Annotated in this window: 27 protein-coding genes and 1 tRNA gene; 12 read left to right on the top strand and 16 right to left on the bottom strand. The window is 66.7% G+C overall.

Going from position 1 to position 24,592, the window contains the following annotated elements; genetic code table 11:
- Positions 1-54 precede the first annotated feature (54 nt).
- Positions 55-130 (bottom strand) — tRNA-Lys (locus IE224_RS12650).
- A gap of 86 nt (positions 131-216) precedes the next feature.
- On the opposite strand from IE224_RS12650, the gene dapF reads away from it, so the two are divergent.
- Both dapF and mtaB read left to right on the top strand, forming a co-directional pair.
- On the top strand, positions 217-1,056 hold the full coding sequence (gene dapF, locus IE224_RS12645) for a diaminopimelate epimerase (RefSeq protein WP_373305556.1): 840 nt from the start codon (positions 217-219) through the stop codon (positions 1,054-1,056).
- Positions 1,053-2,306, top strand: coding sequence for a tRNA (N(6)-L-threonylcarbamoyladenosine(37)-C(2))-methylthiotransferase MtaB (gene mtaB, locus IE224_RS12640; RefSeq protein ID WP_191310845.1), 1,254 nt, complete (start codon positions 1,053-1,055; stop codon positions 2,304-2,306). The genes dapF and mtaB overlap by 4 nt, the downstream gene beginning before the upstream one ends.
- Before the next feature lie 28 nt (positions 2,307-2,334).
- Here the strand turns inward: mtaB and IE224_RS12635 are convergent, their stop codons facing one another.
- Entirely contained in the window at positions 2,335-3,171 is an 837-nt protein-coding gene (locus IE224_RS12635) for a universal stress protein (protein WP_191310843.1), read from the bottom strand.
- A 195-nt stretch (positions 3,172-3,366) separates the two neighbouring features.
- On the opposite strand from IE224_RS12635, the gene ccoN reads away from it, so the two are divergent.
- Genes ccoN through ccoP form a run of 4 tightly spaced genes read left to right on the top strand, consistent with a single transcriptional unit; the run spans position 3,367 to position 6,943 of the window.
- The gene (ccoN, locus tag IE224_RS12630; RefSeq protein WP_167621026.1) at positions 3,367-4,971 is read left to right on the top strand and encodes a cytochrome-c oxidase, cbb3-type subunit I; all 1,605 of its coding nucleotides are present in this window, start codon (positions 3,367-3,369) and stop codon (positions 4,969-4,971) included.
- 13 nt (positions 4,972-4,984) lie between these two features.
- Positions 4,985-5,710 (top strand): cytochrome-c oxidase, cbb3-type subunit II, encoded by a 726-nt coding sequence (gene ccoO, locus IE224_RS12625; protein WP_167621027.1) that lies wholly within the window; start codon positions 4,985-4,987, stop codon positions 5,708-5,710.
- A gap of 10 nt (positions 5,711-5,720) precedes the next feature.
- Complete coding sequence (locus IE224_RS12620) at positions 5,721-5,909, top strand: cbb3-type cytochrome c oxidase subunit 3 (protein ID WP_167621028.1); 189 nt, start codon at positions 5,721-5,723, stop codon at positions 5,907-5,909.
- Entirely contained in the window at positions 5,909-6,943 is a 1,035-nt protein-coding gene (gene ccoP / locus IE224_RS12615; RefSeq protein ID WP_191310841.1) for a cytochrome-c oxidase, cbb3-type subunit III, read from the top strand. The genes IE224_RS12620 and ccoP overlap by 1 nt, the downstream gene beginning before the upstream one ends.
- Positions 6,944-7,171: 228 nt before the next feature.
- On the opposite strand, the gene IE224_RS12610 is transcribed toward ccoP, so the two are convergent.
- Both IE224_RS12610 and miaB read right to left on the bottom strand, forming a co-directional pair.
- A complete protein-coding gene (locus IE224_RS12610) occupies positions 7,172-7,528 on the bottom strand; it encodes a DUF4440 domain-containing protein (protein ID WP_167621030.1) in 357 nt (118 codons plus the stop codon).
- A gap of 76 nt (positions 7,529-7,604) precedes the next feature.
- Positions 7,605-8,936: a tRNA (N6-isopentenyl adenosine(37)-C2)-methylthiotransferase MiaB gene (gene miaB / locus IE224_RS12605; protein WP_191310840.1), complete on the bottom strand. Its 1,332-nt coding sequence runs from the start codon at positions 8,934-8,936 to the stop codon at positions 7,605-7,607.
- Between the two features lie 62 nt (positions 8,937-8,998).
- Between miaB and IE224_RS12600 the strand changes: the two genes are divergently transcribed.
- The gene (locus IE224_RS12600; protein WP_191310838.1) at positions 8,999-9,325 is read left to right on the top strand and encodes a TfoX/Sxy family protein; all 327 of its coding nucleotides are present in this window, start codon (positions 8,999-9,001) and stop codon (positions 9,323-9,325) included.
- A gap of 49 nt (positions 9,326-9,374) precedes the next feature.
- Positions 9,375-10,739 (top strand): aminotransferase, encoded by a 1,365-nt coding sequence (locus tag IE224_RS12595; protein ID WP_191310973.1) that lies wholly within the window; start codon positions 9,375-9,377, stop codon positions 10,737-10,739.
- 58 nt (positions 10,740-10,797) lie between these two features.
- Here IE224_RS12595 and IE224_RS12590 read toward each other — a convergent pair whose 3' ends face one another.
- The 3 genes from IE224_RS12590 to ubiA form a co-directional block, all read right to left on the bottom strand.
- The gene (locus tag IE224_RS12590) at positions 10,798-11,106 is read right to left on the bottom strand and encodes a hypothetical protein (RefSeq protein WP_167621033.1); all 309 of its coding nucleotides are present in this window, start codon (positions 11,104-11,106) and stop codon (positions 10,798-10,800) included.
- A 21-nt stretch (positions 11,107-11,127) separates the two neighbouring features.
- Positions 11,128-13,305: an OmpA family protein gene (locus IE224_RS12585; protein WP_191310836.1), complete on the bottom strand. Its 2,178-nt coding sequence runs from the start codon at positions 13,303-13,305 to the stop codon at positions 11,128-11,130.
- 62 nt (positions 13,306-13,367) lie between these two features.
- Positions 13,368-14,306: a 4-hydroxybenzoate octaprenyltransferase gene (gene ubiA, locus IE224_RS12580; protein WP_191310971.1), complete on the bottom strand. Its 939-nt coding sequence runs from the start codon at positions 14,304-14,306 to the stop codon at positions 13,368-13,370.
- A 13-nt stretch (positions 14,307-14,319) separates the two neighbouring features.
- Between ubiA and IE224_RS12575 the strand changes: the two genes are divergently transcribed.
- Complete coding sequence (locus IE224_RS12575; RefSeq protein WP_191310834.1) at positions 14,320-15,039, top strand: 16S rRNA (uracil(1498)-N(3))-methyltransferase; 720 nt, start codon at positions 14,320-14,322, stop codon at positions 15,037-15,039.
- Between the two features lie 192 nt (positions 15,040-15,231).
- Positions 15,232-15,426 carry a DUF1127 domain-containing protein gene (locus IE224_RS12570; protein WP_191310969.1) on the top strand — a complete coding sequence of 65 codons (195 nt, stop codon included), beginning with the start codon at positions 15,232-15,234 and terminating at the stop codon, positions 15,424-15,426.
- A gap of 71 nt (positions 15,427-15,497) precedes the next feature.
- Here IE224_RS12570 and IE224_RS12565 read toward each other — a convergent pair whose 3' ends face one another.
- The 7 genes from IE224_RS12565 to fsa all read right to left on the bottom strand — a co-directional run bounded on the left by IE224_RS12565 (position 15,498) and on the right by fsa (position 20,037).
- Positions 15,498-15,749 carry a DUF982 domain-containing protein gene (locus IE224_RS12565; protein WP_191310832.1) on the bottom strand — a complete coding sequence of 84 codons (252 nt, stop codon included), beginning with the start codon at positions 15,747-15,749 and terminating at the stop codon, positions 15,498-15,500.
- Positions 15,750-15,853: 104 nt separating this feature from the next.
- Positions 15,854-16,060, bottom strand: coding sequence for a cold-shock protein (locus IE224_RS12560; RefSeq protein WP_103172357.1), 207 nt, complete (start codon positions 16,058-16,060; stop codon positions 15,854-15,856).
- Between the two features lie 163 nt (positions 16,061-16,223).
- The gene (locus IE224_RS12555) at positions 16,224-17,096 is read right to left on the bottom strand and encodes a 50S ribosomal protein L11 methyltransferase (protein WP_167621036.1); all 873 of its coding nucleotides are present in this window, start codon (positions 17,094-17,096) and stop codon (positions 16,224-16,226) included.
- Positions 17,096-17,671, bottom strand: coding sequence for a peptide-methionine (S)-S-oxide reductase MsrA (msrA, locus tag IE224_RS12550; RefSeq protein WP_191310831.1), 576 nt, complete (start codon positions 17,669-17,671; stop codon positions 17,096-17,098). Before msrA ends, IE224_RS12555 begins: the two co-directional genes overlap by 1 nt.
- Positions 17,672-17,728: 57 nt before the next feature.
- Entirely contained in the window at positions 17,729-18,673 is a 945-nt protein-coding gene (locus IE224_RS12545) for a tyrosine recombinase XerC (RefSeq protein WP_191310829.1), read from the bottom strand.
- Complete coding sequence (locus tag IE224_RS12540; RefSeq protein WP_167621039.1) at positions 18,670-19,365, bottom strand: DUF484 family protein; 696 nt, start codon at positions 19,363-19,365, stop codon at positions 18,670-18,672. Before IE224_RS12540 ends, IE224_RS12545 begins: the two co-directional genes overlap by 4 nt.
- Positions 19,366-19,380: 15 nt before the next feature.
- Positions 19,381-20,037 carry a fructose-6-phosphate aldolase gene (gene fsa / locus IE224_RS12535; protein WP_167621040.1) on the bottom strand — a complete coding sequence of 219 codons (657 nt, stop codon included), beginning with the start codon at positions 20,035-20,037 and terminating at the stop codon, positions 19,381-19,383.
- A 103-nt stretch (positions 20,038-20,140) separates the two neighbouring features.
- Between fsa and IE224_RS12530 the strand changes: the two genes are divergently transcribed.
- The gene (locus IE224_RS12530; protein WP_191310827.1) at positions 20,141-22,342 is read left to right on the top strand and encodes a primosomal protein N'; all 2,202 of its coding nucleotides are present in this window, start codon (positions 20,141-20,143) and stop codon (positions 22,340-22,342) included.
- On the opposite strand, the gene IE224_RS12525 is transcribed toward IE224_RS12530, so the two are convergent.
- Complete coding sequence (locus IE224_RS12525; RefSeq protein WP_229849367.1) at positions 22,339-22,716, bottom strand: winged helix-turn-helix transcriptional regulator; 378 nt, start codon at positions 22,714-22,716, stop codon at positions 22,339-22,341. The two genes, IE224_RS12530 and IE224_RS12525, sit on opposite strands and share 4 nt — an antisense overlap.
- Before the next feature lie 99 nt (positions 22,717-22,815).
- On the opposite strand from IE224_RS12525, the gene IE224_RS12520 reads away from it, so the two are divergent.
- Positions 22,816-23,559 carry an SDR family oxidoreductase gene (locus IE224_RS12520; protein WP_191310823.1) on the top strand — a complete coding sequence of 248 codons (744 nt, stop codon included), beginning with the start codon at positions 22,816-22,818 and terminating at the stop codon, positions 23,557-23,559.
- 85 nt (positions 23,560-23,644) lie between these two features.
- Here the strand turns inward: IE224_RS12520 and IE224_RS12515 are convergent, their stop codons facing one another.
- Positions 23,645-24,586 (bottom strand): lytic transglycosylase domain-containing protein, encoded by a 942-nt coding sequence (locus IE224_RS12515; RefSeq protein WP_191310821.1) that lies wholly within the window; start codon positions 24,584-24,586, stop codon positions 23,645-23,647.
- Between the last annotated feature and the right edge of the window lie 6 nt (positions 24,587-24,592).

Below are 24,592 nucleotides of genomic sequence, written 5' to 3'. Positions count from 1 at the left end.
GCTTCCGGAACGATCAAGGCCCGGGCTTTTCAGCCCAGGCCCTTGATTTCATGATGGTGAGCCCAACAGGATTCGAACCTGTGACCCACTGATTAAAAGTCAGTTGCTCTACCAACTGAGCTATGGGCCCAACATGGGGGGCTTACTAGGGGGGGCTGCCGGGGGCGTCAAGCGGAAAAGTCGTGGCCACTGGCGGAAAATTAACGCAGGGACTATATGGCCCCCATGAACAGCCCATCCGCCCCCGGCCTGCCCTTCATGAAGATGCATGGGCTTGGCAATGATTTCGTCGTCCTCGACCTGCGCGGGGGCGGCACGCCGCCTGCGGCGGGCGCGATCGCGCGCATCGCCGACCGCAACAGGGGGGTGGGGTTCGACCAGTTGGCGGTGATCCAGCCCGGCGAGGACAGCGATGTCCGGCTGCGGTTCTGGAATGCGGACGGGTCCGTCAGCGCCGCCTGCGGCAACGCGACGCGCTGCATCGCGCGTTACGTGATGGACCAGTCCGGGCGCGACCGCCTCAGCCTGCGCACCGACCACGGCGTGCTGCTGGCCGAGGATGCGGGCGCGGGGCTGACGCGCGTCAACATGGGGCCGCCGGTGCTGGACTGGCACGCGATCCCGCTGGCCCAGGACGTGGACACCGACCACCTGCCCATCGAGGGCGATCCGGCGGCGACCGGCATGGGCAACCCGCATGTGACCTTTTTTGTCGATGACGCGGCATCCGTCGATCTGGCCAGCTTCGGCCCGCAGATGGAACATCATCCGCTTTATCCGCAGCGCACCAATGTCGAGGTCGTGCAGGTCCTGTCGCCGGATGAGATCATCCTGCGCATCTGGGAACGCGGGACGGGGCCGACGCTGGCCTCCGGATCCTGTTCCTGCGCGGCCGCCGTGGCCGCGGCCCGGCGCGGGCTGACTGGGCGGCGGGTCAAGGTCAATGTGCCTGGAGGGATGCTGATGATCGACTGGCGCGACGACGGCGTCTGGATGGAGGGGCCGACGGCCCATGTCTTTTCCGGCGTGCTGACGCCAGATTGGCTTGCATCATGACCGCACCCGTCTTTTCCACGCTGGGCTGCCGCCTGAACGCCTATGAGACCGAGGCGATGAAGGAAATGGCCGAGGCCGCGGGCCTGTCGGGCGCCGTGGTCGTCAATACATGCGCCGTCACCGCCGAGGCCGTGCGCAAGGCCCGCCAGGAAATCCGCCGCCTGTCGCGCGAAAACCCCGGCGCCCCGGTGATCGTGACCGGTTGCGCCGCCCAGACCGAACCCGAGACCTTCGCGGCCATGCCCGAGGTCACGCGCGTGATCGGCAACCACGAGAAGATGCAGCCGCAGACATGGGTCAGCCTGCGCGCGCCCGACCTGATCGGCGAGACCGAAAAGATCCGCGTCGACGACATCATGTCGGTCAAGGAAACGGCGGGCCACCTGATCGACGGCTTTGGCCGCCACCGCGCCTATGTCCAGGTCCAGAACGGCTGCGACCATCGCTGCACCTTCTGCATCATCCCTTACGGGCGCGGCAATTCGCGGTCGGTCCCTGCGGGCGTGGTGGTGGAGCAGATCAAGCGCCTGGTCGGGCGCGGCTTCAACGAGGTCGTGCTGACCGGCGTGGACCTGACAAGCTGGGGCGCCGACCTGCCCGGCACGCCGCGTCTGGGCGATCTGGTGATGCGCATCCTGCGGCTGGTCCCGGATCTGCCGCGCCTGCGCATCAGCAGCATCGATTCGATCGAGGCGGACGATAACCTGATGCTGGCCATCGCCACCGAAGCGCGCCTGATGCCGCATCTGCACCTGTCATTGCAGGCGGGCGACGACATGATCCTGAAGCGGATGAAGCGCCGCCACGGGCGCGACGACGCGATCCGCTTTTGCGAAGAAGCGCGCCGGCTGCGCCCCGACATCGTCTTCGGCGCAGACATCATCGCGGGTTTTCCCACGGAAACGGATTCCATGTTTCAGAACAGCGTGAAGCTGGTGGACGATTGCGGGCTGACCTTCCTTCATGTCTTTCCCTTCTCGCCGCGCAAGGGCACGCCCGCCGCGCGGATGCCTGCCGTGCAAGGCCCCGTGATCCGCGACCGCGCCGCGCGGTTGCGCGAAGCGGGCGAGGCCGCGCTGCGCCGTCACCTCGACGCGCAGCTTGGCCGCACCCACCGCGTCCTGACCGAAGGGCCGCGCCTGGGCCGGACCGAGCAGTTCACCGAGGTGGCCTTCGCCAGCGACCAGCCGGAAGGCGCGCTGATGGACCTGCGCATCGCTGGCCATGACGGAACGCGGCTGACAGCCTGAACCAGCCACGCGGGCCATCAGCGCGCCATCAGCGCGCCATCAGCACGGGCACCTTCGCCTTTTCCAGCATGTTGCGCGTGGCCCCGCCCAGGATCGCCTGGCGGAAGCGGGAATGGCCGTAGGCGCCCATCACCACAAGATCCGCGCCGATCTCGGTCGCGCGGCGGTTGATCTCTTCGCTGACGGTGCCGGCGGTGCGGGCTAGGACGGCGATGTCGGCATGGACGCCGTGGCGGTTCAGCATCTGCGCGAGCGGCGCGCCGGGTTCCGATCCGTCCGCGCCGGCGCGCGGGTCGATCACGGTGATTTCGACTGAACCGGCGGATTGCAGCAGCGGCAGCGCGCGGCGGACCGCAGCCAGGGCTTCGATGGACTGGTTCCAGGCGATCACGACCTTGCCCGGCGGGTCGGAGGGCAGTTTGGTGCCGGGCAGGACAAGGACCGGGCAGCACCCCTCGAACAGGGCGGCCTCGACGACGGCCTCTGCCTCGCCGGGGGCGTCCTCGCCATAGGGGCGGGACAGGACAGTCAGGTCGGAAAACCGCGCGCGCATCCCGACCAGGTTGGCGATGCCGCCAATCTGGGCCACCGCCGCCTCGGACGACCACCGCAGGTCGCTGTAGCGGGCCAGATGCTGCCGGACCTGCTGGTCCAGCGATCCTGCCTGGTCCACCGCCATGTCGATGGCGTCCTGGAAGGCATAGGGCATTCCGTTCGGAAAGTAATAGCCGACCTGCGTGTGATCCAGCCCAAGGCTCAGAACCGACAGGTGCCCGTCCTCGCGCGCGGCCAGGGCCGCCGCGGCGTCAAGCTGCGGCAGCTGGCGGGCGTCCGACAGGACGGTCAGGATGCTTTTGTAACCCATGGCGGTCTCCTCTGATTGTTGTGACAGGATGGCGGCTTTGCCGCCCGATGGCCTTGATCGGAATCAAACCGCCGAACTTGATGCAGATCAAGGTTGGCGGGGACCGGTCCGCCTAATTCCACAAGCCAAGACAGGACATCCGGCCGGCGAATCGTGCCGCCCGCCATGTCCGACCAAAGGGCGCGGGTAAAAACCATGTGGAATTATGTGAAGCTGATCTTGCTGGGAGCGGTCGCCTTGTTGGCCGCGATCGGCGCCAACATGGCGCGCGACCCGGCCTATATGGTCAATGCGATCGTCGTCATGCTGGTGGCGGGCGGGATGTTCGTCTGGGCCCTGCGCCAGATCGACGAACCCGCGCCGGTCATCGACAAAAGGCAGTATATGGACGATGTTGTCCGCTGGGGGGTCATCGCCACGACCTTCTGGGGCGTGGTGGGCTTCCTGGTGGGCGTGGTCATCGCCTTCCAACTGGCCTTTCCGGCGCTGAACCTGTCGGATCTGACCCAGGGCTACACCAACTTCGGCAAGCTGCGCCCGCTGCATACAAGCGCGGTCATCTTCGCCTTTGGCGGCAACGCGCTGATCGCCACGTCCTTTTATGTGGTGCAGCGCACCTCGGCCGCGCGGCTGTGGGGCGGGAACCTGGCATGGTTCGTGTTCTGGGGATACAACCTGTTCATCGTGCTGGCCGCGACCGGCTATATCGCCGGGGCCACCCAGTCCAAGGAATATGCCGAGCCGGAATGGTATGTGGACTGGTGGCTGACGGTGGTCTGGGTGGCCTATCTGGCCGTGTTCCTGGGCACCGTGATCAAGCGCAAGGAACCCCATATCTACGTCGCCAACTGGTTCTACCTGGCCTTCATCGTGACCATCGCGATGCTGCACATCGTCAACAACCTGTCGGTGCCGGTCAGCATCTTCGGATCAAAGTCGGTCCAGGTGTTTTCGGGCGTGCAGGACGCGATGGTGCAGTGGTGGTACGGCCACAACGCCGTGGGCTTCTTCCTGACCGCGGGCTTCCTTGGGATGATGTACTATTTCATCCCGAAGCAGGCCGAGCGTCCCGTCTATTCCTATAAACTGTCGATCATCCACTTCTGGGCGCTGATCTTCCTGTACATCTGGGCCGGTCCGCACCACCTGCACTATACCGCACTGCCCGACTGGGCCTCGACGCTGGGGATGGTGTTTTCCATCATGCTGTGGATGCCGTCCTGGGGCGGGATGATCAACGGGCTGATGACCCTGTCGGGGGCCTGGGACAAGCTCCGTACTGACCCGATCCTGCGCATGATGGTGGTGGCCGTCGGCTTCTATGGCATGGCGACCTTTGAAGGGCCGATGATGTCGATCAAGGCCGTGAACAGCCTGTCGCATTACACCGACTGGACCATCGGCCACGTCCATTCCGGCGCGCTTGGCTGGAACGGCATGATCACCTTCGGCGCGCTGTATTACCTGACGCCGCGCCTGTGGGGACGTGAACGCCTGTATTCGCTGTCGCTGGTCTCCTGGCACTTCTGGTTGGCCACCATCGGCCTGGTCCTCTACGCCGCGTCCATGTGGGTGTCGGGCATCATGGAAGGCCTGATGTGGCGCGAGGTCGACAGCCAGGGCTTCCTGGTCAACGCCTTCGCCGACACCGTACAGGCCAAGTTCGCGATGAACGTGGTCCGTGCCCTGGGCGGTGTCCTGTATCTGACCGGCGGGATCATCATGGCCTACAACCTCTGGGCCACCGTGGCCCGCCAGCCCAAGGCGCATTCGACCGCCATCGGCGTGCCGGCCGAATAAGGGAACGCGAGCCATGCAAATCCTTCAGAAACACAAGATCCTCGAAAAGAACGCGACGCTTCTGCTGATCTTTTCCTTCCTGGTCGTGACCATCGGCGGCCTCGTGCAGATCACCCCGTTGTTTTACCTAGAAAACACCATCGAGAAGGTGGAAGGGGTCCGCCCCTACACCCCGCTGGAACTGGCCGGCCGCGACATCTATGTCCGCGAGGGCTGCTATGTCTGCCACAGCCAGATGATCCGCCCGATGCGCGACGAGGTCGAGCGTTACGGCCATTACAGCCTTGCCGCGGAATCGATGTACGACCACCCCTTCCAGTGGGGGTCAAAGCGCACCGGGCCGGATCTGGCCCGTGTGGGCGGGCGCTATTCGGATGAATGGCACCTGGACCACCTGCGCGACCCGCAATCGGTCGTGCCGGAATCCATCATGCCCAAATACGGCTTCCTGATGGACCGGGTCATCGAACCGGACCATGTCCAGGACCGCGTTGAGACCGACGCCATGGTGGGGGTGCCCTATTCCGAGGAGATGATCGCGGCCTCGGTCCAGGATTTCCGGGCGCAGGCGGATCCCAATGCCGATGCCGAAGGCCTTCAGGAACGCTATCCGGGCGCGCAGCAACGCAACTTCGATCGCCAGCCGCAACTGACGGAAATGGATGCCCTGGTTGCCTATCTGCAAGTGCTGGGAACGATGGTCGACTTCTCGACCTTCCAGCCCGATCCGGCGCGGTAAGGGGGCGGTCATGGAAACATACAGCTTCCTGCGCGGCCTGGCGGATAGCTGGGCGCTGCTGGTCCTGGTGCTGTTCTTCCTGGGCGTGATCCTGTTCGTCTTCCGCCCGGGATCGCGCAAGGCCCATCGCGACGCCGCCGAAAGCATCTTCAGGAACGAGAACCGTCCCGCCGACGCGGACGACAAGGAGGGCCGGTGATGGCCGACGACAAGGACAAGCCGGTAGGCCCGCATCAGGATCCTGCCAATCCCGACAACCGGATCTCGGTCCAGCGCCACGCGGCCGACAGCGAGCACGCGGCCAAGATCACGGGCGACATCCCCGAACGTCCCCGCGCGGACAAGCCGGTGGCCCCGAAGCTGCGCAAGCCCGGCCGCAAGGGACTGGTGCAAGAGGTGGGTTCCACCGGCCATGAATGGGACGGGATCACCGAGTATGACAATCCCATGCCCCGCTGGTGGCTTTGGACCTTCTATGCCACGATCGTCTGGGCCCTGGGCTATGTGATCGCCTATCCCGCGATCCCGCTGGTCAGCCAGGCCACGCAGGGCCTGCTGGGCACGGATTACCGGCAGGAGGTCGCGGCCGAGATCGAACGCTTCGACCAGGCCAATGCCGCCATCCAGGCCCGTCTGGCCGAGGTGGACCTGGCCGAGATCCCCAATGATCCGGAACTGGTGAACTATGCCACCAATGCCGGCGGCGCGGTGTTCCGCACCTGGTGCGCGCAGTGCCACGGATCGGGGGCGGGCGGGGCAAAGGGCTATCCGAACCTTCTGGACAACGACTGGCTATGGGGCGGCACGCTCGAGGATATCCACCTGACCCTGCAGCACGGCATCCGTGACCCGCATGACGGCGACACCCGCTATTCCCAGATGCCCGCCTTCGGCACGGACGGGATTCTGGACCGGGGCCAGATCGACCAGGTTGTGAACTATGTCCTGTCCCTGTCCGACCTGCCCCACAATGCCGCCAAGGCAGCCGAGGGCCAGCAGGTCTATTCCGACAACTGCTCGGCCTGTCACATGGACGACGGCAGCGGCGACCGGATGCAGGGCGCGCCCAACCTGGCCGACGCGGTCTGGCTGTATGGCAACGACCAGGCGACGCTGACCCGCATCGTCGCCGAAGGCCCCTTCGGGGTGATGCCCGCCTGGAACACGCGCCTGTCCGAGGCCGAGATCCGCGCCGTCGCCGCCTATGTTCACGGTCTGGGCGGCGGGGAATAACCCCGCCCGGATCTCCGGCTTTCGCCTGTGTGCACCACCGCAGGCGAAAGGGACCGGCCCCTGTCCTGTTCGCGCGTTCCTGGGGGCCGGTCCTTCAATCTTCGTCAGGCATCACGACGGGTGATGCCTTGGCGCCACGCGCTTTCGCATCCATCCACCGATGCGAAAGAGGCCGGCCCCCTTCATGTTCGCGCGTTCCCGGGGGTCGGCCGTCCTTTGGCGAAAGGGTCAGTCCTTGCCGCCAAGCGCCACCTGGGCGTGCTGGACCACGGTCCAGTCATCATGCCCCCTGCGCCGATAGACCGAGGTGCAGGCGGCCGCGAACTGGGTTTCGCCCTTTTCCGCTCGGACCTTGTAGCCGATGACGATCATCCCCTCCTCGGGGCGCGAGATGCTCTGGTCATGGAAGCTGACCTGATCCCATTCCGGGGTGCCGCTTACGGCGTTGACGGCATCCTCGCCCCGGCACAGGTGCGGGGAATGGCTCAGCGCCATGATGCATTCGGGATCGACCCGTTCGTGATAGCGTTCGTCCGAGGCACGCCAAAGGCTTTCCTCGAAGCTCCAGACCCGGTCGTCGTCCATCCTGATCTCCTGCCGCTTGGGTCAGGGACAACCGCCGGTCTGCCGGGCGGTTCCGGTTGGATGGCGTTTTTCGACCTCAGCCCGCCAGTTCGCCATGCAGCGAGTTCGCCGCGCTTCCGACAATGCGCACCCGCACCAGGTCGCCGACCTGGGCCTGGGGCGCGTCGACGAAGACCGAGTGCAGGTAGTCGGACTTGCCGATCATCTGGCCGTCCTTGCGGCCCGGCTTCTCGAACAGCACGCCCAGGGTGCGCCCGACCATGCCTTCCTGCGCGGCCTTCTGCTGTTTCGTCAGCAGCGCCTGCAATTCCTGCAGCCGCTCGTCGGCCACCGCGCCCTCGACCTCGGGGCGGTCATAGGCGGGGGTTCCGGGGCGGGGGGAATACTTGAAGCTGAAGGCGGTGCCGAAATTGACTTCCGCCACAAGGCGCAGGGTGTCCTGGTGGTCCCCGTCCGTCTCGCCCGGAAAGCCCACGATGAAGTCGCTGGTCAGCATGATGTCGGGGCGCGCCTCGCGGATGCGGTCGATCAGGCGCAGGTATTGCGCCGCCGTATGCTTGCGGTTCATGGCCTTCAGGATGCGGTCGCTGCCCGATTGCACGGGCAGGTGCAGATAGGGCATCAGTTGCGGAATGTCGCGATGCGCCGCGATCAGGTCGTCGCCCATGTCGTTGGGGTGGCTGGTCGTGTAGCGGATGCGGTCCAGCCCCTCGATATCCCCAAGGGCCCGGATCAGGCGGCCGAAGCCCCATTCGCCGTCCGATCCCGCGCCGTGCCAGCCGTTGACGTTCTGGCCCAGCAGCGTGATTTCCCGCACGCCCCGGTCCACCAGGTCGCGCGCCTCGCGCAGGATGCGGTCCACGGGGCGGCTGACCTCGGCCCCGCGCGTATAGGGGACGACGCAGAAGGCGCAGAACTTGTCGCAGCCTTCCTGCACGGTCAGGAAGGCCGCGGGCGCGCGGCGGGTGGCGCGGCGTTGGGGCAGGTGGTCGAACTTGTCTTCCTCGGGGAAGTCGGTGTTGATCGCCGGCGCCTCGCCGCGCAGCATGGCGGGCAGGCGGTGATAGGTCTGCGGGCCGACGACCAGATCGACCAAGGGCATCCGGCGCACGATCTCCTCGCCCTCGGCCTGTGCCACGCAGCCTGCCACGCCGATCTTGAGGTCGGGCTTTTCCGCCTTCAGCGGCTTCAGGCGGCCCAGGTCGGAATACAGCTTCTCGGCCGCCTTTTCGCGGATATGGCAGGTGTTCAGCAGGACCATATCGGCGTCCGCCTGATCCTCGGTCAGGACATAGCCTTCGGCGCCCATGGCCTCGGCCATGCGCTGGCTGTCATAGACGTTCATCTGGCAGCCATAGGTCTTGATGAACAGTTTTTTCACTGCCGGGGGATTGGCTTGATCGGTCATGCCGTGCTGTCCTTGGGGATCGCGTGCTGATACAGCAAAGGCGGCGAAATGAAAAGCAGGCCATGGACAGCGACCTGACGGCGATCACCAATATCGGCCCTGCCACCGCCAAGGCATTGATCGCGGCTGGCATTCCCGACGCCGCCACCCTGCGCCGGATCGGTGCGCATGACGCTTATCGCGCCCTGCTGGCGGCGGGCGAGCGGCCGCATTTCATCGGCTACTACGTCCTGGCGATGGCCTTGCAGGGCCGCCCCTGGAACGATTGCAAGGGCGCCGAGAAAGCCGCGCTGCGCGAACGCTTCGACGCCCTGGTGGCCCAGCGGCGGGGCGACCCGCTGGCGGGGATCGAGGCGGAACTGGATCAGATCGGCCTGCGCCGTCCTTGAACGCCCCCAGCCGCCCGGCTAGCCTGCTGGCAAACCGATGGAGGCCATGATGAACAAACCGCAAAGCTGGGAAGCCCGCGCCGACGAATACTCGCTTTACGGCTTCACGGACCTGCCCAGCGTCGCCGATCGCGGCGCGGTGGTGCTGACCCACGGCGAGGGACCTTATGTCGTCGACGTGAACGGCCGGCGCTATCTGGACGCCAATTCGGGCCTGTGGAACATGGTCGCGGGCTTTGACCACAAGGGCCTGGCCGAGGCTGCGAAGGCGCAATACGACCGCTTTCCCGGCTATCACGCCTTCTTCGGGCGGCTGTCCGACCAGACCGTGATGCTGTCCGAAAAGCTGGTCGAAGTGTCGCCCTTCGAACGGGGCAAGGTGTTCTACACCAACTCGGGGTCGGAAGCGAACGACACCATGGTCAAGATGCTGTGGTTCCTGCACGCCAGTGAGGGCAACCCGCAGCGCCGCAAGATCCTGACCCGCTGGAACGCCTATCACGGCGTGACGGCCGTTTCTGCATCCATGACCGGCAAGCCCTATAACGAGGTCTTCGGCCTGCCGCTGCCGGGCTTCATCCACCTGACCTGCCCGCATTTCTGGCGATACGGCGAGGCGGGCGAGACCGAAGAGCAGTTCACCGCGCGCTTGGCGCAGGAGCTTGAGGATACGATCCAGCGCGAGGGCGCCGACACCATTGCGGGTTTCTTTGCCGAACCCGTGCAGGGGGCTGGGGGCGTGATCCCGCCGTCGCAGGGCTATTTCCAGGCGGTGCTGCCGATCTTGCGGAAATACGACATCCCGATGATCTCGGACGAGGTCATCACGGGCTTTGGCCGCACCGGCAACACCTGGGGCTGCCAGACCTATGGCTTCACGCCCGACGCGATCATTTCGTCAAAGAACCTGACCGCCGGGCTGTTCCCGATGGGCGCGGTGATCCTGGGGCCGGAACTGTCCGACCGGGTGCAGGCCGCCGTCGAGAAGATCGAGGAGTTTCCGCATGGTTTCACCGCATCCGGGCATCCGGTCGGCTGCGCCATCGCGCTGAAGGCCATCGACGTGGTGATGAACGAAGGGCTGGCGGAAAACGTGCGTCGCCTCGCCCCGCGGCTGGAATCCGGGCTGCGCGCGATCATGGAGCGCAGCGACCATATCGGGGAACTGCGCGGCGTGGGCTTCATGTGGGCGCTGGAAGCGGTCAAGGACAAGGCCACCAAGACCCCCTTCGACGGCAGCCTGTCGGTCAGCGAACGCATCGCCAATGCCTGCACCGACCTGGGCCTGATCTGCCGCCCGCTGGGCCAGTCCATCGTGCTGTGCCCGCCCTTCATCCTGACCGAGGATCAGATGGACGAGATCTTCGAGAAGCTGGAAAAGGCGCTGCAGAAGGTCTTTGCCGAGGTGGCGTGACGGATGGCGCGCGCCTGCACCACCACACCTGCGTTGATGGTGGGTGCAGGCGCGGACCCTATCGGCGCGACAGCCTGCGTTCGATATAGTCGCGCAGCTCCTCGATCTCGGTCCGGCTTTCGCGCAAGCCTTCGATGGCGCTGTCCAGTTCCGCCTGGGTCGTGGACAGACGAGTTTCCCGTTCCGTCAGCAAGGCGATGGCCTTGTCGCGTTCCCGTTCCACCTGCCGCAGCTTGTCCTGAATGTCCGCCAAGTCCGCCTGGCTGGGCCGCGTCAGGCGGCCGATCAGCCAGCTTGCGAACCAGCCCAGCACGAAGACTCCGAACAGGATGATCGTGGTGATGGTGACGAATTCCGTGCGGTTCATGCGGTCCGGTTCATGCTGGTGTCATTCGGCGCGGTTGGCGGCATCGTCGGGTCGGGGTGACGGGCGCGGCGTGTCCGGGCCGGGAGTCTGGACCGGCAGCCTAATGTTTTCCTCGCGTTCGTCCAGCGTCTGGAACACCTCGCTGGCGCCGACGGTTGCCGGTGCCGTGGGGCCGGTGCTGGCGCGCGGCATGTCGGGACCGAACATCTGCGGGCGTGCGACGGCCGCTGCGGGCGCAGGGGGGCCGAAGGCCTCGGGCAGGGCCGGACCGATCGGGGCGGCGTCCCCCGCTGACGCTGCAGCGGGCTGGGCCGCATCGGCGGGCTGGGGCTGGGCGGTAACGCCCGACAGGGTGACGGGGGCAGGCAGGGGATCGGTGCGGACCGGGTGGTCCGACAGCAGCCGGAACTCGATCCGGCGGTTCTCCTCGCGGCCTTCCTCGGTCTCGTTGCTGGCGATGGGCTGGCTTTCGCCATATCCGCGCGCGGTCATGCTGGTCACGTCGATGCCGGCCTCGGCCATGGCCGCCACAAGGGCCTGCGCCCGGCCGCGCGACAGATCGGCGTTGAAGCCCTGCGAACCTTGCGAATCGGTATGCCCGCCCGCCTCGATCTGGAAATCCGAGCATTCGGCCATGACCGAGGCCAGCCGTTCCAGCGTCGGCCCCGGATCGCCCGCGATGGCGGATTTCGACGGCTCGAACCCGATCTCGGATTCCGACATCACGATGTTCAACTGACGCACGCATTCCGCGCCGTCGGGCAGGTCCAGCGACGGATCCAGCCTGCGGTCATAGCGGATCGCCAGTTCGTATCGGGCGCCCGGTCCCAGCCGGTCGGTCAGGCTTGCCGCAACGGCCTCGGGTGCGCTTAGGTCGCCCGAGGTGCCGGTCAGCCGGATCAGTTCAGGCGTGACTTCGACACTGCCCGATTGCAGTTGGTCAAGCGCCTCGATCGCGCCGATCACCCGCACCGTCCAGCCTTGCGGAGCGCCGGGATTGCCGGCCAGATCGGCTTGGACCGTCGGAAAGCGTGCCCGTGCCAGGCTGTCCACCGTTTCGCCCATCCGGTCGTCGCTGACGGCGCCGCGCATGGTCATGCCCTGCGATTCCGACAGGGTCGCCACGAACTGAACCGGTTGGGAGGCCGCCTGGTCGACCGGCTGTTCCAGCGTCGATTGCAGCGAAAAGACCGGCGGCAGCGCCTGTTGCAGCCGCGCGACGGCGGCATCGAAGACGGGCCTTTCGACTGCGGCCGGGGCGATCAGCGCCACGTCGGCATCCGACAGCGTGACCGAGCCCTGGCCCAGTTCCGCCACGGCCTCGATCGCCGCGACCGCCGCCACCGACCAGTCGGGCGAGGGGGCGCCAAGGCCCAGCGTGCAGGCAGGCACCTGGGCCATGCCAGCCGCCTGCGCGGCCGCCACGATCCGGTCCCGGCCTTCCTCGGTATCGGCGGCGCAGGCATCGAACCGGGCGGCTTCGGCGCTCTTGACGAAGCGCAGCGTGAAGGGGGCGATAACCGGGCGGGGGGCGGAGATGTCGGTGACCAGCGTCACGCCCGTGGGCAGGTCGCGGCGCAGGTCGGTTTCCAGCCGCCCCTTTTCCTCGGGGCTGTCGGTGATCGCGGCGACCGTGACGCTGCCCGGCTGGACCGAGATCTTTGCCCGCGCCGCCAACTGCGCCGCGCGAAGCCCGTATTGCAGCGCCGCGTCCCAGTTCTGCGGCACGGAATAATCCGCCGTTTCCAGAAGGTCGGTGATCTGGGGCGCGGCCGTTTCGGTCTGCAGCGCGCGCAGCACTGCCCGCCGGTCGGTCGAGGCTGGAACAAGGCCGATCAGCGAGATCCCCTGGTCGTTGCGCAGCAGTTCGATCTTGAAGTCGGGCGGGGCCATTTCCTCGGCCGAGGCGACGGTCATGCCATCCACCACGCGGGCCGGATCGACCGCGCCGCCCGCCAGGGTCATGGCGCGAAAGCGGTCAAGTTCCGAGGGCGCAGTGCCGGTCAGGCGGACCTGCAGGCCGTCGGTCGTGACCCGGACCCAATCCTGGTCCGACAAGGCCTGCTCGACATCCTGGCGCGACCGATCCTCGAGATAGCGGGCGGCGGATTCGGCGCCGAACCAGCAGGCCCCGCCAGCCAGCGACAGGGCCAGAATCGTTGCGAAGGGCGAGGCAAGCCGCCTGCGGGATGACGCCATCGGGCATGACCTTGGGCTGTTTCCTGAAGGCGCGGTGTAGCGATGCCGGGGGCGTCGCGCAATCAGACCAGCCCGGCCAAGGCAAGAAACAGCGCAAGGATCAGCCCGGCGTCGCGGTTGGACCGGAACAGGCGAAGGCAGGCATCGCCCTGATCAGGCTGGAAATTCCTCAGCTGCCAAGCCAGATGCCCCGCAAAACCCGCCAGCCCCAGCCAGGCCATCAACTGATCGCGACCCACCAGCAAGATCGCCACCGCCAGCAGCCCCACCGTCAGGACAGCAAAGCCCGCCAGGATGCGGGGGCTGTTTTGGCCGAACAGGCGGGCGGTGGATTTCACGCCGATCAGGGCGTCGTCTTCCACGTCCTGATGGGCATAGATCGTGTCATAGAAGATCGTCCAGGCGATGCCCGCAACCCAGGCCACCACCGGCGCCGCGTCCAGCCGCCCCATATGCGCTGCATAGGCCAGCATCACCCCCCAGTTGAAGGCCAGGCCCAGGAAGACCTGCGGCCACCAGGTGAAGCGCTTGGCAAAGGGATAGATCGCCACAAGCACCAGCGAGGCCACGCCCATCCAGATCGCAGCCGGATCCAACGTCAGCAGGATCACGAGTCCCACCAGGCATTGCGCCATCAGCCACAGATAGGCGCCCCGCAGCGTCACCTGACCCGAGGGCAGGGGCCGGGACCGGGTCCGCGCCACCTTGTCGTCGATGTCGCGGTCGGTGATGTCGTTCCAGGTGCAGCCCGCGCCACGCATCACAAGGGCGCCGACCGTGCAGGCGACGGCAATCCACAGGTCCACCCAGCGGGGCGCGTCGGCCATCATCGCCAGCCCGATCCCCCACCAGCAGGGCAGCAGCAGAAGCCAGGTGCCGATGGGGCGATCGGCGCGGGACAGGCGCAGCCAGGGCCGCCAGGCCGCGGGGGCGGCGCTGTCCACCCAATTGCCCTTCGGCGCGTCGACGACGGCGTCTGGTCTTTCCGTCCGGCTTTGCATAGCGTCTGGCCCCATGGCAAGGATCAGGCTGTTCATAGATCACCCCCTGGGCGCGGGACAACCCGTCCCGCTGGATGGCGACCAGGCGCATTACCTGTCGGGGGTCATGCGCCTTGCTCCTGGTGATCTGATCGAGGTTTTCAATGGCCGCGACGGCGCCTGGTCGGCGCGTCTTGTTGCGGCCAGCAAGCGCGGCGGGTCGCTGGACGTGCTGGAACAGGTGGCCCCGCAGCGCGATCCGCCCGACCTGTGGCTGCTGTTCGCCCCCATCAAGAAGGCGCGCACCGACTTCATCGTCGAAAAGGCGGCCGAGATGGGCGCGGCGCGGATCCAGCCGGTGCAGACCGACCATACCAATTCCGACCGCATCCGCCAGGACCGCCTGCAAGCCCATGCCGTCGAGGCGGCCGAGCAATGCGGCGGCACCTTCGTGCCCCCGGTCGCGGATCTTGTGCCAATGTCGCGGCTGCTGGACGGCTGGGACGCATCCCGCCGCATCCTTTGGGCGGACGAGGCCATGGCCGGACCGTCCCAAACGCTGGCGGGCCTGCCGCGCGGCCCCTGGGCAATCCTGATCGGTCCCGAGGGCGGTTTCTCGGAGGCGGAACAAGGGCGGCTGTCGTCGCTGCCCTATGTGAGTCGGATCAGCCTGGGGCCGCGGATTTTGCGCGCCGATACGGCTGCCGTTGCGGCACTTGCGCTGTGGCAGGCGGCCTTGGGGGACTGGCGCTAGGGCCGAATGCTGCAATGCGGCATTCCGGGGGTGGAAAACGACCCCCAAAACCGCCTTAACGCATTCTTTATCTGCAATTTCTGCATGGCGGCATTGCCTTGCCCGCAGCTACTCTTTTTTGACTGCCCAAACTATATCCCTGTTCATGAAGCAAATGCCCGATGGTCGGGCACTTCTGAAACAGGTGATGAGATGTCGACGATTGAAATGAACCGCGGCTATGCTGTTGGGGGCGTTGGCAATGTCGTTGCAAACCTTTTCGCGATGCTGAGCGCGTGGAATGATACCCGCGTGACCCGTCGTGAACTGAGCCGCCTGTCGGATCGCGAGCTGGACGATATCGGTCTGTGCCGCGGCGACATCGAGCGGATTGCGCGCGGCTTCTAAGCCATAGCCATCCCGGTTTTAAGACGAACGAACCCCCAATGCGGTTGCAGAGGGGGTTTCTTCTTGTCCGGTCAGTGCTGGTTGAGAGGCTTGAAACCCGCGCTTCGTGCGGCAGCCGAAAAGGCCTTGCGCGCGGAACCGACGGGGGTGATGCAATGGGCGGCGGCATCCAGCATCCGTGCTGCCTGGCGACGCTGCACATCGTCGACCGGCCATTTGCGCTCCAGCCAATAGGCTGCGGTTTCAAGGGTGGTGAAGGTCTTCGTCTCGCCGTCGGGCGAAACGACAAAGGACAGGAGCTGGCCCCAGCTAATCTCGATCAAATTGTCTCTTTCGGGGAAGTCATCCGATCCCGCGCCAAGGGCGTCTGGAAATCAGGAAAGGGGGAGGCGACCATTGCCGCCACCCCAAGTCGTTTGGAAGGCGCTTAGGCCAGGGCGAGGTTGGTCGCCGATTCACGGCCGTCGCGGCCGCGTTCCACGTCAAAGGTCACGGCCTGGCCGTCCTTGATTTCGCGGAGGCCGGCGCGTTCCACGGCCGAAATGTGAAGAAACACGTCCTTCGTGCCATGTTCCGGCTGGATGAAGCCGAAGCCTTTGGTTGCGTTGAACCATTTCACGGTGCCATTGGCCATCGTGAGATCTCCTGTCATGTATGCCACCCGCGAGATTGCGATGGCGTGGCCCAGTCGTCGCAAGAACATCTGAAGCCGTAAAGCAGACAGAAGGTCGAAGGAAGAACATCAGCCAACCCTAGATAGCCGATTCCGGGCGGTTTTTCAAGCCTGCCCTTTGCAATCAGCCCTGGCGCGTCAGGGTCAGCGCCGACCAGTCGCCCAGATCGTCCCTCTGGTCCAGCGCAAAGCCGTGCATTCCATAGGTTTTCACGACCTCGTCCGCCTGCGTGACAAGGATCCCGGACAGGATGATCTTGCCCTTCGGGGCGACCACCGATGCCATCTGCGGGGCCAGGTCGATCAGCGGCTGTTTCAGGATATTGGCCAGCACCAGGTCATAGGGGGCGTTGTCTTCAAGCATCTGGTGGCCGAAGCCTGCGGCCTCGATGCAGATCACCCGGCCGTCCAGCCCATTGGCGATCACATTGGCCGCCGCGGTGTCCACTGCCACGGCGTCGATGTCGCTGGCCAGGACCGTGACCGGCCACAGCCGTGCCGCCGCCATGGCCAGAACGGCGGTGCCGCAGCCTATGTCCACAATGCGGCGGGGCTGGAAGCCCTGCGTTTCCAGCCGGTCAAGCGCCTCGAGGCAGCCCTTGGTTGTGTTGTGGTGCCCGGTGCCAAAGGCCATCGCAGCCTCGATCCACAGGGCCTCGACCCCCTCGGGCACGTTGTCGGCATCATGGCTGCCGTGGACGAAGAAGCGGCCTGCCCGGACCGGGGTCAGTTCGCGCTTCACATGGGCGACCCAGTCCACGTCGGGCAGTTCGGACACCGCAAAGGGATTGGCGCCGAAGGCTGCCGCCAGAAGCGCAAGGGCGATGTCGTCGGGGGCCTCGGTGAAATAGGCACCCACCTCCCAGCGGTCCGAGCCGTCCTCGATCTCGAAGACGCCGGTGCCGACGGGCTCGGGCTCCAGATCCTCGCAAGCCTCGGCCAGGGCTTCGGCGGCCTGACGGCCTTGGACATGGGTCAGCGCGGAAAAGGTGGTCATCAGATCGGATCCGGGTTGGGCAGGCTTGCCTCTACCCCCGTGCCTTGGAGGCCACAATAGCCGTCGGGGTTCTTTTCCAGATACTGCTGGTGCGCCTCGTGCGCGGGCCAGAAGCGGCCGGCATCGACGATCTGCGTGGTGATCTTGCCAAAGCCCGCCACGGCCAGGCGGTTGTCATAGTCGATCTTCGACGCCTCGGCGGCCGCCCGCTGGCTGTCGTTGAAGGTCATGATCAGGCTACGATATTGGTGGCCCACGTCGCCCCCCTGCCGGTCGCCCTGGGTCGGGTCGTGGTTTTCCCAGAACAGTTGCAGCAGGTGGTCGTAGCTGATCTTGGAACTGTCGAAGACGACATGCACGACCTCGGCATGGCCGGTGGTCCCGGTCTTGACCTGGTCATAGCTGGGGTTCTCGACTGTGCCGCCCGCGAAGCCCACCTGGGTCAGCCAGACGCCGTTCTGCTGCCAGAACAGCCGTTCGACGCCCCAATAGCAGCCCATGCCGAAGATCGCCTGGTCAAGACCCTGGGGCACGGGGCCGTCCATCGGCCGGTTGAAGATCGCATGTGTGGTCATGGTGTCATCCTTCTGAAGCTGGACGCTGAACGCGGCAGGGCGGGCCGGGGTTCGCCCTCAGCCACGAGGGTGTGCGGCCTGATAGACGGCCATCAGATGCGCGTCGTCGACCCCGGTATAGACCTGGGTCGTGGACAGGTTCGCATGCCCCAGCAGTTCCTGGATGGTGCGCAGGTCGCCCCCGGCCGCCAGCAGATGCGTGGCAAAGGAATGGCGCAGCGCATGGGGTGTGGCGGTGGGCGGCAGGCCAAGCGCGGCACGGGCACCCGCCATCGCCTGCTCGATCACCGACATCGACAGCCGCCCGCCGCGCACGCCCCGGAACAGCGCCTGGTCGGCCGCCAGCGGCCAGGGGGACAGGCGCAGGTATTCGGCCACCGCATCCCGCGCCACCGGCAGGACCGGCACCCGGCGCTGCCGCCCGCCCTTGCCGGTGATGGTCAGGCTGTCGCGGAAGGGCCAGTCGGCGCCGTTCAGCGACAGCGCCTCGGAAATCCGCAGCCCGCAGCCCCAGAGCATCGTCAGCACCGCCCCGTCCCGCGCCGCCACCCAGGGGGTGTCGTGCTGGACGGCCACCATGTCCAGCGTGTCCTGCGCCTGCAGCGGGGTCAGCGGGCGGGGTAGGGAGCGCGTGTATTTCGGGCTGCGCGTGGACAGGGCGGCGGACAGGTCGTGCCCTTCGCGATCCGAGATCCAGCGCAGGAAGCTGCGCACCGCCGACTGCCGCCGGGCCAGCGACCGCGCGCCCAGTCCCCGCGCGCGTTCGGCGGCTGCGAAAGCGCGCATGTCGGTCTGGCGAAGATCGGCCAGGGACTTCGGCGTGGCGGGCTGGCCATGATGGCCGCCCAGAAAGGCCAGAAAGGCCAGCAGATCGCTGCGATAGGCGGAAATGGTATGATCCGACCGGTCGCGGGTCGCGGCCTCGACTTCCAGCCAGCGGGCCAGGGCATCGGCCATCGCCGGGGCGAGCGCCAGGGGGCCGGGCGCCGCGGGGGCGGTCATCCGCGCAGCCGCGCCAGCAGCACCAGGCGGAAGACCTGCGCGAAGAAGCGCAAAAGGTCGGTGCCGTGGGCCGGCATGAAGCGGGTCTTGTCGCCGCTGCCCATCAGCAGCATGGCGCGGGGACGCCGCGCGCCGAGGTCTATGGGGATCATCGCCTCGGATGCGACGGCGCGGCCGTGCAGGGGCTGGGTGATGGGCGACGACGGGCGCAGGACGATGTCGTCGCCCCTGGGCGTGCGCCGCCCGGCCGCGATGATCCGGCCGATGGCACCGTCCGGCACGACCACCGCGTCCTCGGGCAGGCCGGGGATGGCGGGATCGGGTTCGACCACCAGCCGCAGCGTCTCGATCCGCAAAAGCGGCGCGATGTCGGATTGCAGGCTGTCCACCAGTTCGGCCAGGTCCGCTGTTTCCAGAAGCCCGATCACGGCGCGGTGGATGACCGCCGTGCCCGACTGGTTGTCGAAGGCCGCGGCGATCACGCTTTCATGCTGGGTTTCCAGCCGGTCCAGGCGTGTCTCCAGGGCCTCCATCGCGCGGCCCCGGATGTCGATGACGTTGTCGCCGGCCTCGGCCTCGCGCGCGGCGACAAGGGCGCGCATCAGGTCGCGGTCTGCCAGGATGACGCCGGGATCGGCCAGAAGCCTGTCGCGCGTTTCCGAATCCAGAACCGCCTGCTGTTCCGACGCCATGCCTGCCCCTTTGCGTTACCCGCCGATCTTCTGACCGGTCTTTGCCCAGTCGGCAGTGAACTGCTCAAGCCCCTTGTCCGTCAAGACATGTTTCGCCATCGACTTGATGACGGCGGGGGGCGCGGTGATCACGTCGGCGCCAATCTTGCCCACTTCGATGATATGGCTGACCGAGCGGATCGAGGCCGCGAGGATCTGGGTCTCGTAGCCATAGTTGTCATAGATTTCGCGGATGTCGGCGATCAGGTCCACGCCGTCCAGGCCGATGTCGTCCAGCCGGCCCACGAAGGGGCTGATGAAGGTGGCGCCGGCCTTGGCGGCGAGGATCGCCTGCGCCGGGGTGAAGCACAGCGTCACGTTGACCATGTGGCCTTCGTCGGCAAAGGTCCGGCAGGCCTTCAGCCCGTCCCAGGTCAGCGGCACCTTGATGGCGATGTTGGGCGCGATCTGCGCCAGGTGGCGGCCTTCGCGGATCATGTCCTCGGCCTTGTCGGCCACGACCTCGGCGGACACCGGGCCGCTGACCATCTCGCAGATCTCGCGGGTGACTTCCTCGATGTTGCGGCCGGCCTTCAGGATCAGCGACGGGTTCGTGGTCACGCCATCGACCATGCCCAGTTCGTTCAATTCGCGGATGGCGTCCACATCGGCGGTATCAAGGAAGAATTTCATGGTCCTGCTCCGGTAAGGCGGTTCGCTGGGGTGATAGCGCAAAACCCCGTCCGCCGAAAGGGCGGGCTTGCAACGGGGGCGGCAGAGGTCTTTATCAAGGGCGATGAAAACCCAGCCCGCCTTTTTCGAAGCCCGCGCCCGGATCGGCGTCCTGACGGTCGAGCCGGTGGGCGTGCTGGATTACCTGGCGCCCGATGGCGGCGTGGCGCAGGGCCAGCTTGTGCTGGTGCCGCTGGGGCCGCGCCGGGTCGTGGGGCTGGTCTGGGGGCCGGGCCTGGGCGATTTCGACCTGGCCAAGCTGCGCCCCGTGGCCCGCGTGCTGGATGCCGAGCCTTTCGACGCAGGTTTCCTCGATTTCCTGACGCGCGCCGCCGACTATACCCTGACGCCGCTGCCCCTGATGCTGCGCATGGCAACCCGCGCGCCGGACCTGGACCAGCCCCCCGCCGCCCGCCGGGTGATTGTGCCGGGCGGTTCGCCCCCAACCCGCATGACCGAGGCGCGGGAACGTGTGATGCAGGTCGTGGCCGATCATGGCGGGGCCAGCTTTGCGCCGTCCGAGCTGGCGCAGTTGGCCGGAGTGGGCACGGCGGTGGTCAAAGGTCTTGTCGCGGCGGGCACCCTGGCCGAGATCGAGGCCCCGCGTGACCTGCCCTATCCCCGGCTGGACCCCCTGCGCCCCGGCAAGCCGCTTGACCCCGACCAGCAGGCAGCCGCCGACAGCCTGCGCGGGGCGATCAGGGCGGGCGGCTATGGCACCACCCTGCTGCGCGGCGTCACCGGATCCGGCAAGACCGAGGTTTACCTGGAAGCCGTCGCCGAATGCCTGGCGCAGGGCCGTCAGGCGCTTGTGCTGCTGCCGGAAATCGCGCTTTCGGCCGAGTTCCTGGACCGGGTCGAGGCCCGCTTCGGCGCGCGCCCCGGCGAATGGCACAGCGGCATCACCCGCACCGAACGCCGCCGGTTATGGCACATGGCGGGCAGGGGAGAGGTGGGGATGGTCGTGGGCGCCCGGTCCGCGCTGTTCCTGCCCTTCCGCGACCTGGGCCTGATCGTCGTCGATGAGGAACATGACAGCAGCTACAAGCAGGAGGACGTGGTCTATTACAGCGCCCGCGACATGGCGGTGCTGCGCGCATCCATCAACAGGGCGCAGGTGGTTCTGGCATCCGCCACGCCGTCCCTGGAAAGCTGGGTGAACGCGGGCATGGGCAAGTATCGGCGGCTGGATCTGCGCAGCCGGTACGGGGCCGCCGAACTGCCCGACATGGCCGCCATCGACCTGCGGGCCGAGGAGATGCCCTCGGGCCGCTGGATCTCGCCCACGCTGGCGGGGGCGGTGGATGCGCGGATCGCCAAGGGGGAACAGTCGCTTCTGTTCCTGAACCGGCGGGGCTTTGCGCCCGTCACCGTCTGCCGGGCCTGCGGCGAACAGATCGCCTGCCACCAATGCGACGCGCGGATGGTGGAGCACCGCTTCCAGAACCGCCTGATCTGCCACCAATGCGGCGAAACGCGGCCAATTCCCCTTGCCTGCCCGTCCTGCAAGGTCGAAGGCAAGCTGGCCCCCATCGGCCCCGGAGTGGAGCGCATCGCGGAAGAGGTCGCCGCCCGGTTCCCCGATGCCAAGGCCACGGTTCTGTCGTCGGATCTGTTCCATTCCGCGCGCGCGCTGAAGGACACCATTGCCGAGATCGCCAACGGCGACACCCAGATCATCATCGGCACCCAGATCGTCGCCAAGGGCCACAACTTCCCGCGCCTGTCGCTGGTGGGCGTGATCGACGCCGACCTGGGCCTGCAGGGCGCGGATCTGCGCGCGGCCGAACGGTCCTTCCAGTTGATGCGGCAGGTGGCGGGCCGGGCAGGCCGGATGTCGGGCGCTGCGCCGGGCATGGCGCTGCTGCAAACCCATCAACCCGACCATTCGGTGATCCGCGCCATCCTGTCGGGCGAGGACGAGGCCTTCTGGAACGCCGAGGCGGCGGGACGCCAGGCCACCGGGATGCCTCCCTTCGGCCGGCTGGCGGGGATCATCCTGTCCCATCCCGACCTGGGCGTGGTGAATGATTTCGCGCGCCATCTGGCAGCCCATGCCGGGCCGCTGGAACAGGCGGGCGCGCAATTATGGGGACCGGCCCCCGCGCCCATCGCCCGCATCAGGGGGCGGCACCGGATGCGGATGCTGATCCAGGCCCCGCGCCAGGCGCCGATCCAGTCCGCCATCGCCGACTGGCTGGCCCCGCACAAGGTGCCGGCCAACTTGCGCCTGTCAGTGGATGTGGACCCGCAGAGCTTTCTTTAAGCCCGCTGGTCGAAATCGCGGCGCGAGGCCTCGATCCGATCAAGATGCGTCTCGGCCCATTGCCAGACGCCGCAAAAAGCCTCGGCCAGGCCCAAGCCCAGGTCGGTCAGTCGATAGTCCACGCGCGGCGGGATCACCGGATGGACCGTCCGCGTCAGCAATCCGTCGCGCTCCATCTGCCGCAGGGTCTGGGTCAGCATCTTCTGGCTGATGCCCGGCACCGCGCGGCCGATGGCGGAAAAGCGCATCGTGCCGCCTTCCGTCAGTTCCTCGAGGATCAGCATGGTCCATTTGTCGGCGACCCGGCCGATCAACTCGTTGACCAGTTGCGTCACGCGGGGATCGATTTCGGCCAGGGGCGGGGATGGCGGCAAGACACTCTCCATCAGGTAAGTATAAATCTTTGCGGTGCCTTCTTCCGAAAAGAAAGCAGATGGGGCCATATCTAGCCCATCCAACAGAAAGGACAAGCGATGCAGAACAGCGGAAACACCATCCTTCTGACCGGCGGCACTTCGGGGATCGGGCTTGCCCTGGCGCAGCGGTTCCATACCGCAGGCAACACCGTCATCATCACCGGCCGCCGCGCAGCGCTTCTGGACCAGATCACTGCGGACCATCCCGGCATGATCGGCCATCCCCTGGACGTGGCCGATGCCGAAGCCGTCCGCGCCTTCTCCGCGCGGATCGCGGCGGATCATCCGGCGCTGAACGTCGTGATCCACAACGCCGGGATCATGGTGGCCGAGGACGTGACGGGCGATTTCCTGGATACGGCAGAGGCGACGGTGGTCACCAACCTGCTGGGCCCCATCCGGCTGACGGCGGCGCTGATGCCGCATCTGCTGGAACAGCCGCGCGCGACGATCATGACGGTGTCGTCGGGCCTGGCCTTCGTGCCGCTGGTGCGGACGCCCACCTATTCGGCCACGAAAGCCGCAATCCATTCCTGGTCGCAATCCCTGCGCGCCCAACTGCGGGACACCGGGGTCGAGGTGCTGGAGCTTGCGCCGCCCGCCGTCCAGACGGATCTGATGCCCGGCCATGCCACGGACCCGAATGCCATGCCGCTGGCCGACTTCATCGACGAGGTGATGGGCATCCTAGGCCAGGATCCGACGCCCCCGCTGGTCGGCGTCAAGCGACTGGATTTCCTGTCCAAGGCCGAGGCCGAGGGACGCTATGACCAGACCTTCGCGCGGTTGAACGGGTTGTAGAATGCCGGTGCGTGCAAGCACGCACCCTACGGTCTGGCGAGGCGTCCGGTACGGTGCGTGCTCGCACGCACCATCCCTGCTTCCGCTAATTCCGCAACACGATGCACCGCCCGCCCAACTGCTTGAAGCGGTTGCAGAAGGCGGCGGCCTCGCGCCGGCTGTCCCAGCCGACCTGGGCGGTATAAACGGCGCGGGGCATCCCGGTCAGGCGCTTGCGGACATAGCCCACCTGCTTGTCGCCCAGGATCGGGCGCAAGCTGCGGTTCAGGCGGGCCACCTGTTGGATCGCGCCCGATTGGCTGGGATGGCTGGCCACGATCACGCCCCAGGGAAAGACCTTGGGCTGGATCATGAATTCGCGCAGCTTGCGGTCACCCGCCAATTTCTCGCAGGCCGGGCGGAATGCCATGTCGGGATCAAGCGCCAGCTTCAGTTCGGCTTCGGGCGGCGGGTTGTCGCGCCAGCGGAGCGCCTCGAACCCGGTGATCGAGGCGACATAGTCCTGCGTTTCATAGGGCAGGCCGCCGTTGCGGGCGATAAAGCGCGCCGCCCGGTTCTCGCCGCCGTTATAGGCGACAGCGGCAAGGCCGATATTGCCGAAGACATCGGTCAGGTGGCGCAGATACCAGGCCGCCTTGTGAATCGCCTGGGCCGGGTTGAAGGGGTCGTGCAGGTCATAGAGATCGGCGGTGCCCGGCATGAACTGCGCGATACCAAGTGCCCCCACGGGGCTGATCGCGCCGGGTTCGAATCGGCTTTCCTTCCACAGCAGGCGGGCCAGGAAATTCGGGTCCAGGTCGCGTTCGGCGGCGTTTCGTTCGATCAGCTTGCAGACATCGGCTGCATAATGGTCCAGCCGGACGCAATCGCGTCCGTCATCCGTGCAGCGCAAGGACTCGGACTGGCGGACCGGTGCGCGGCCGGCCAGGGCATCCACGCCGGGAAAGGCCTGGACCGCATGGGCCGTCAGGATCGACAGCATCGACAGCAGCCACGCCAGATGACGCCAATGGAAGGGCCGTGCCATGAACCT

This window comes from Paracoccus aerius, assembly GCF_014656455.1.
GTDB lineage: Bacteria > Pseudomonadota > Alphaproteobacteria > Rhodobacterales > Rhodobacteraceae > Paracoccus > Paracoccus aerius.
Note: the sequence above shows the minus strand (reverse complement) of the source record. Positions and strands in the feature narration are given on the sequence as shown.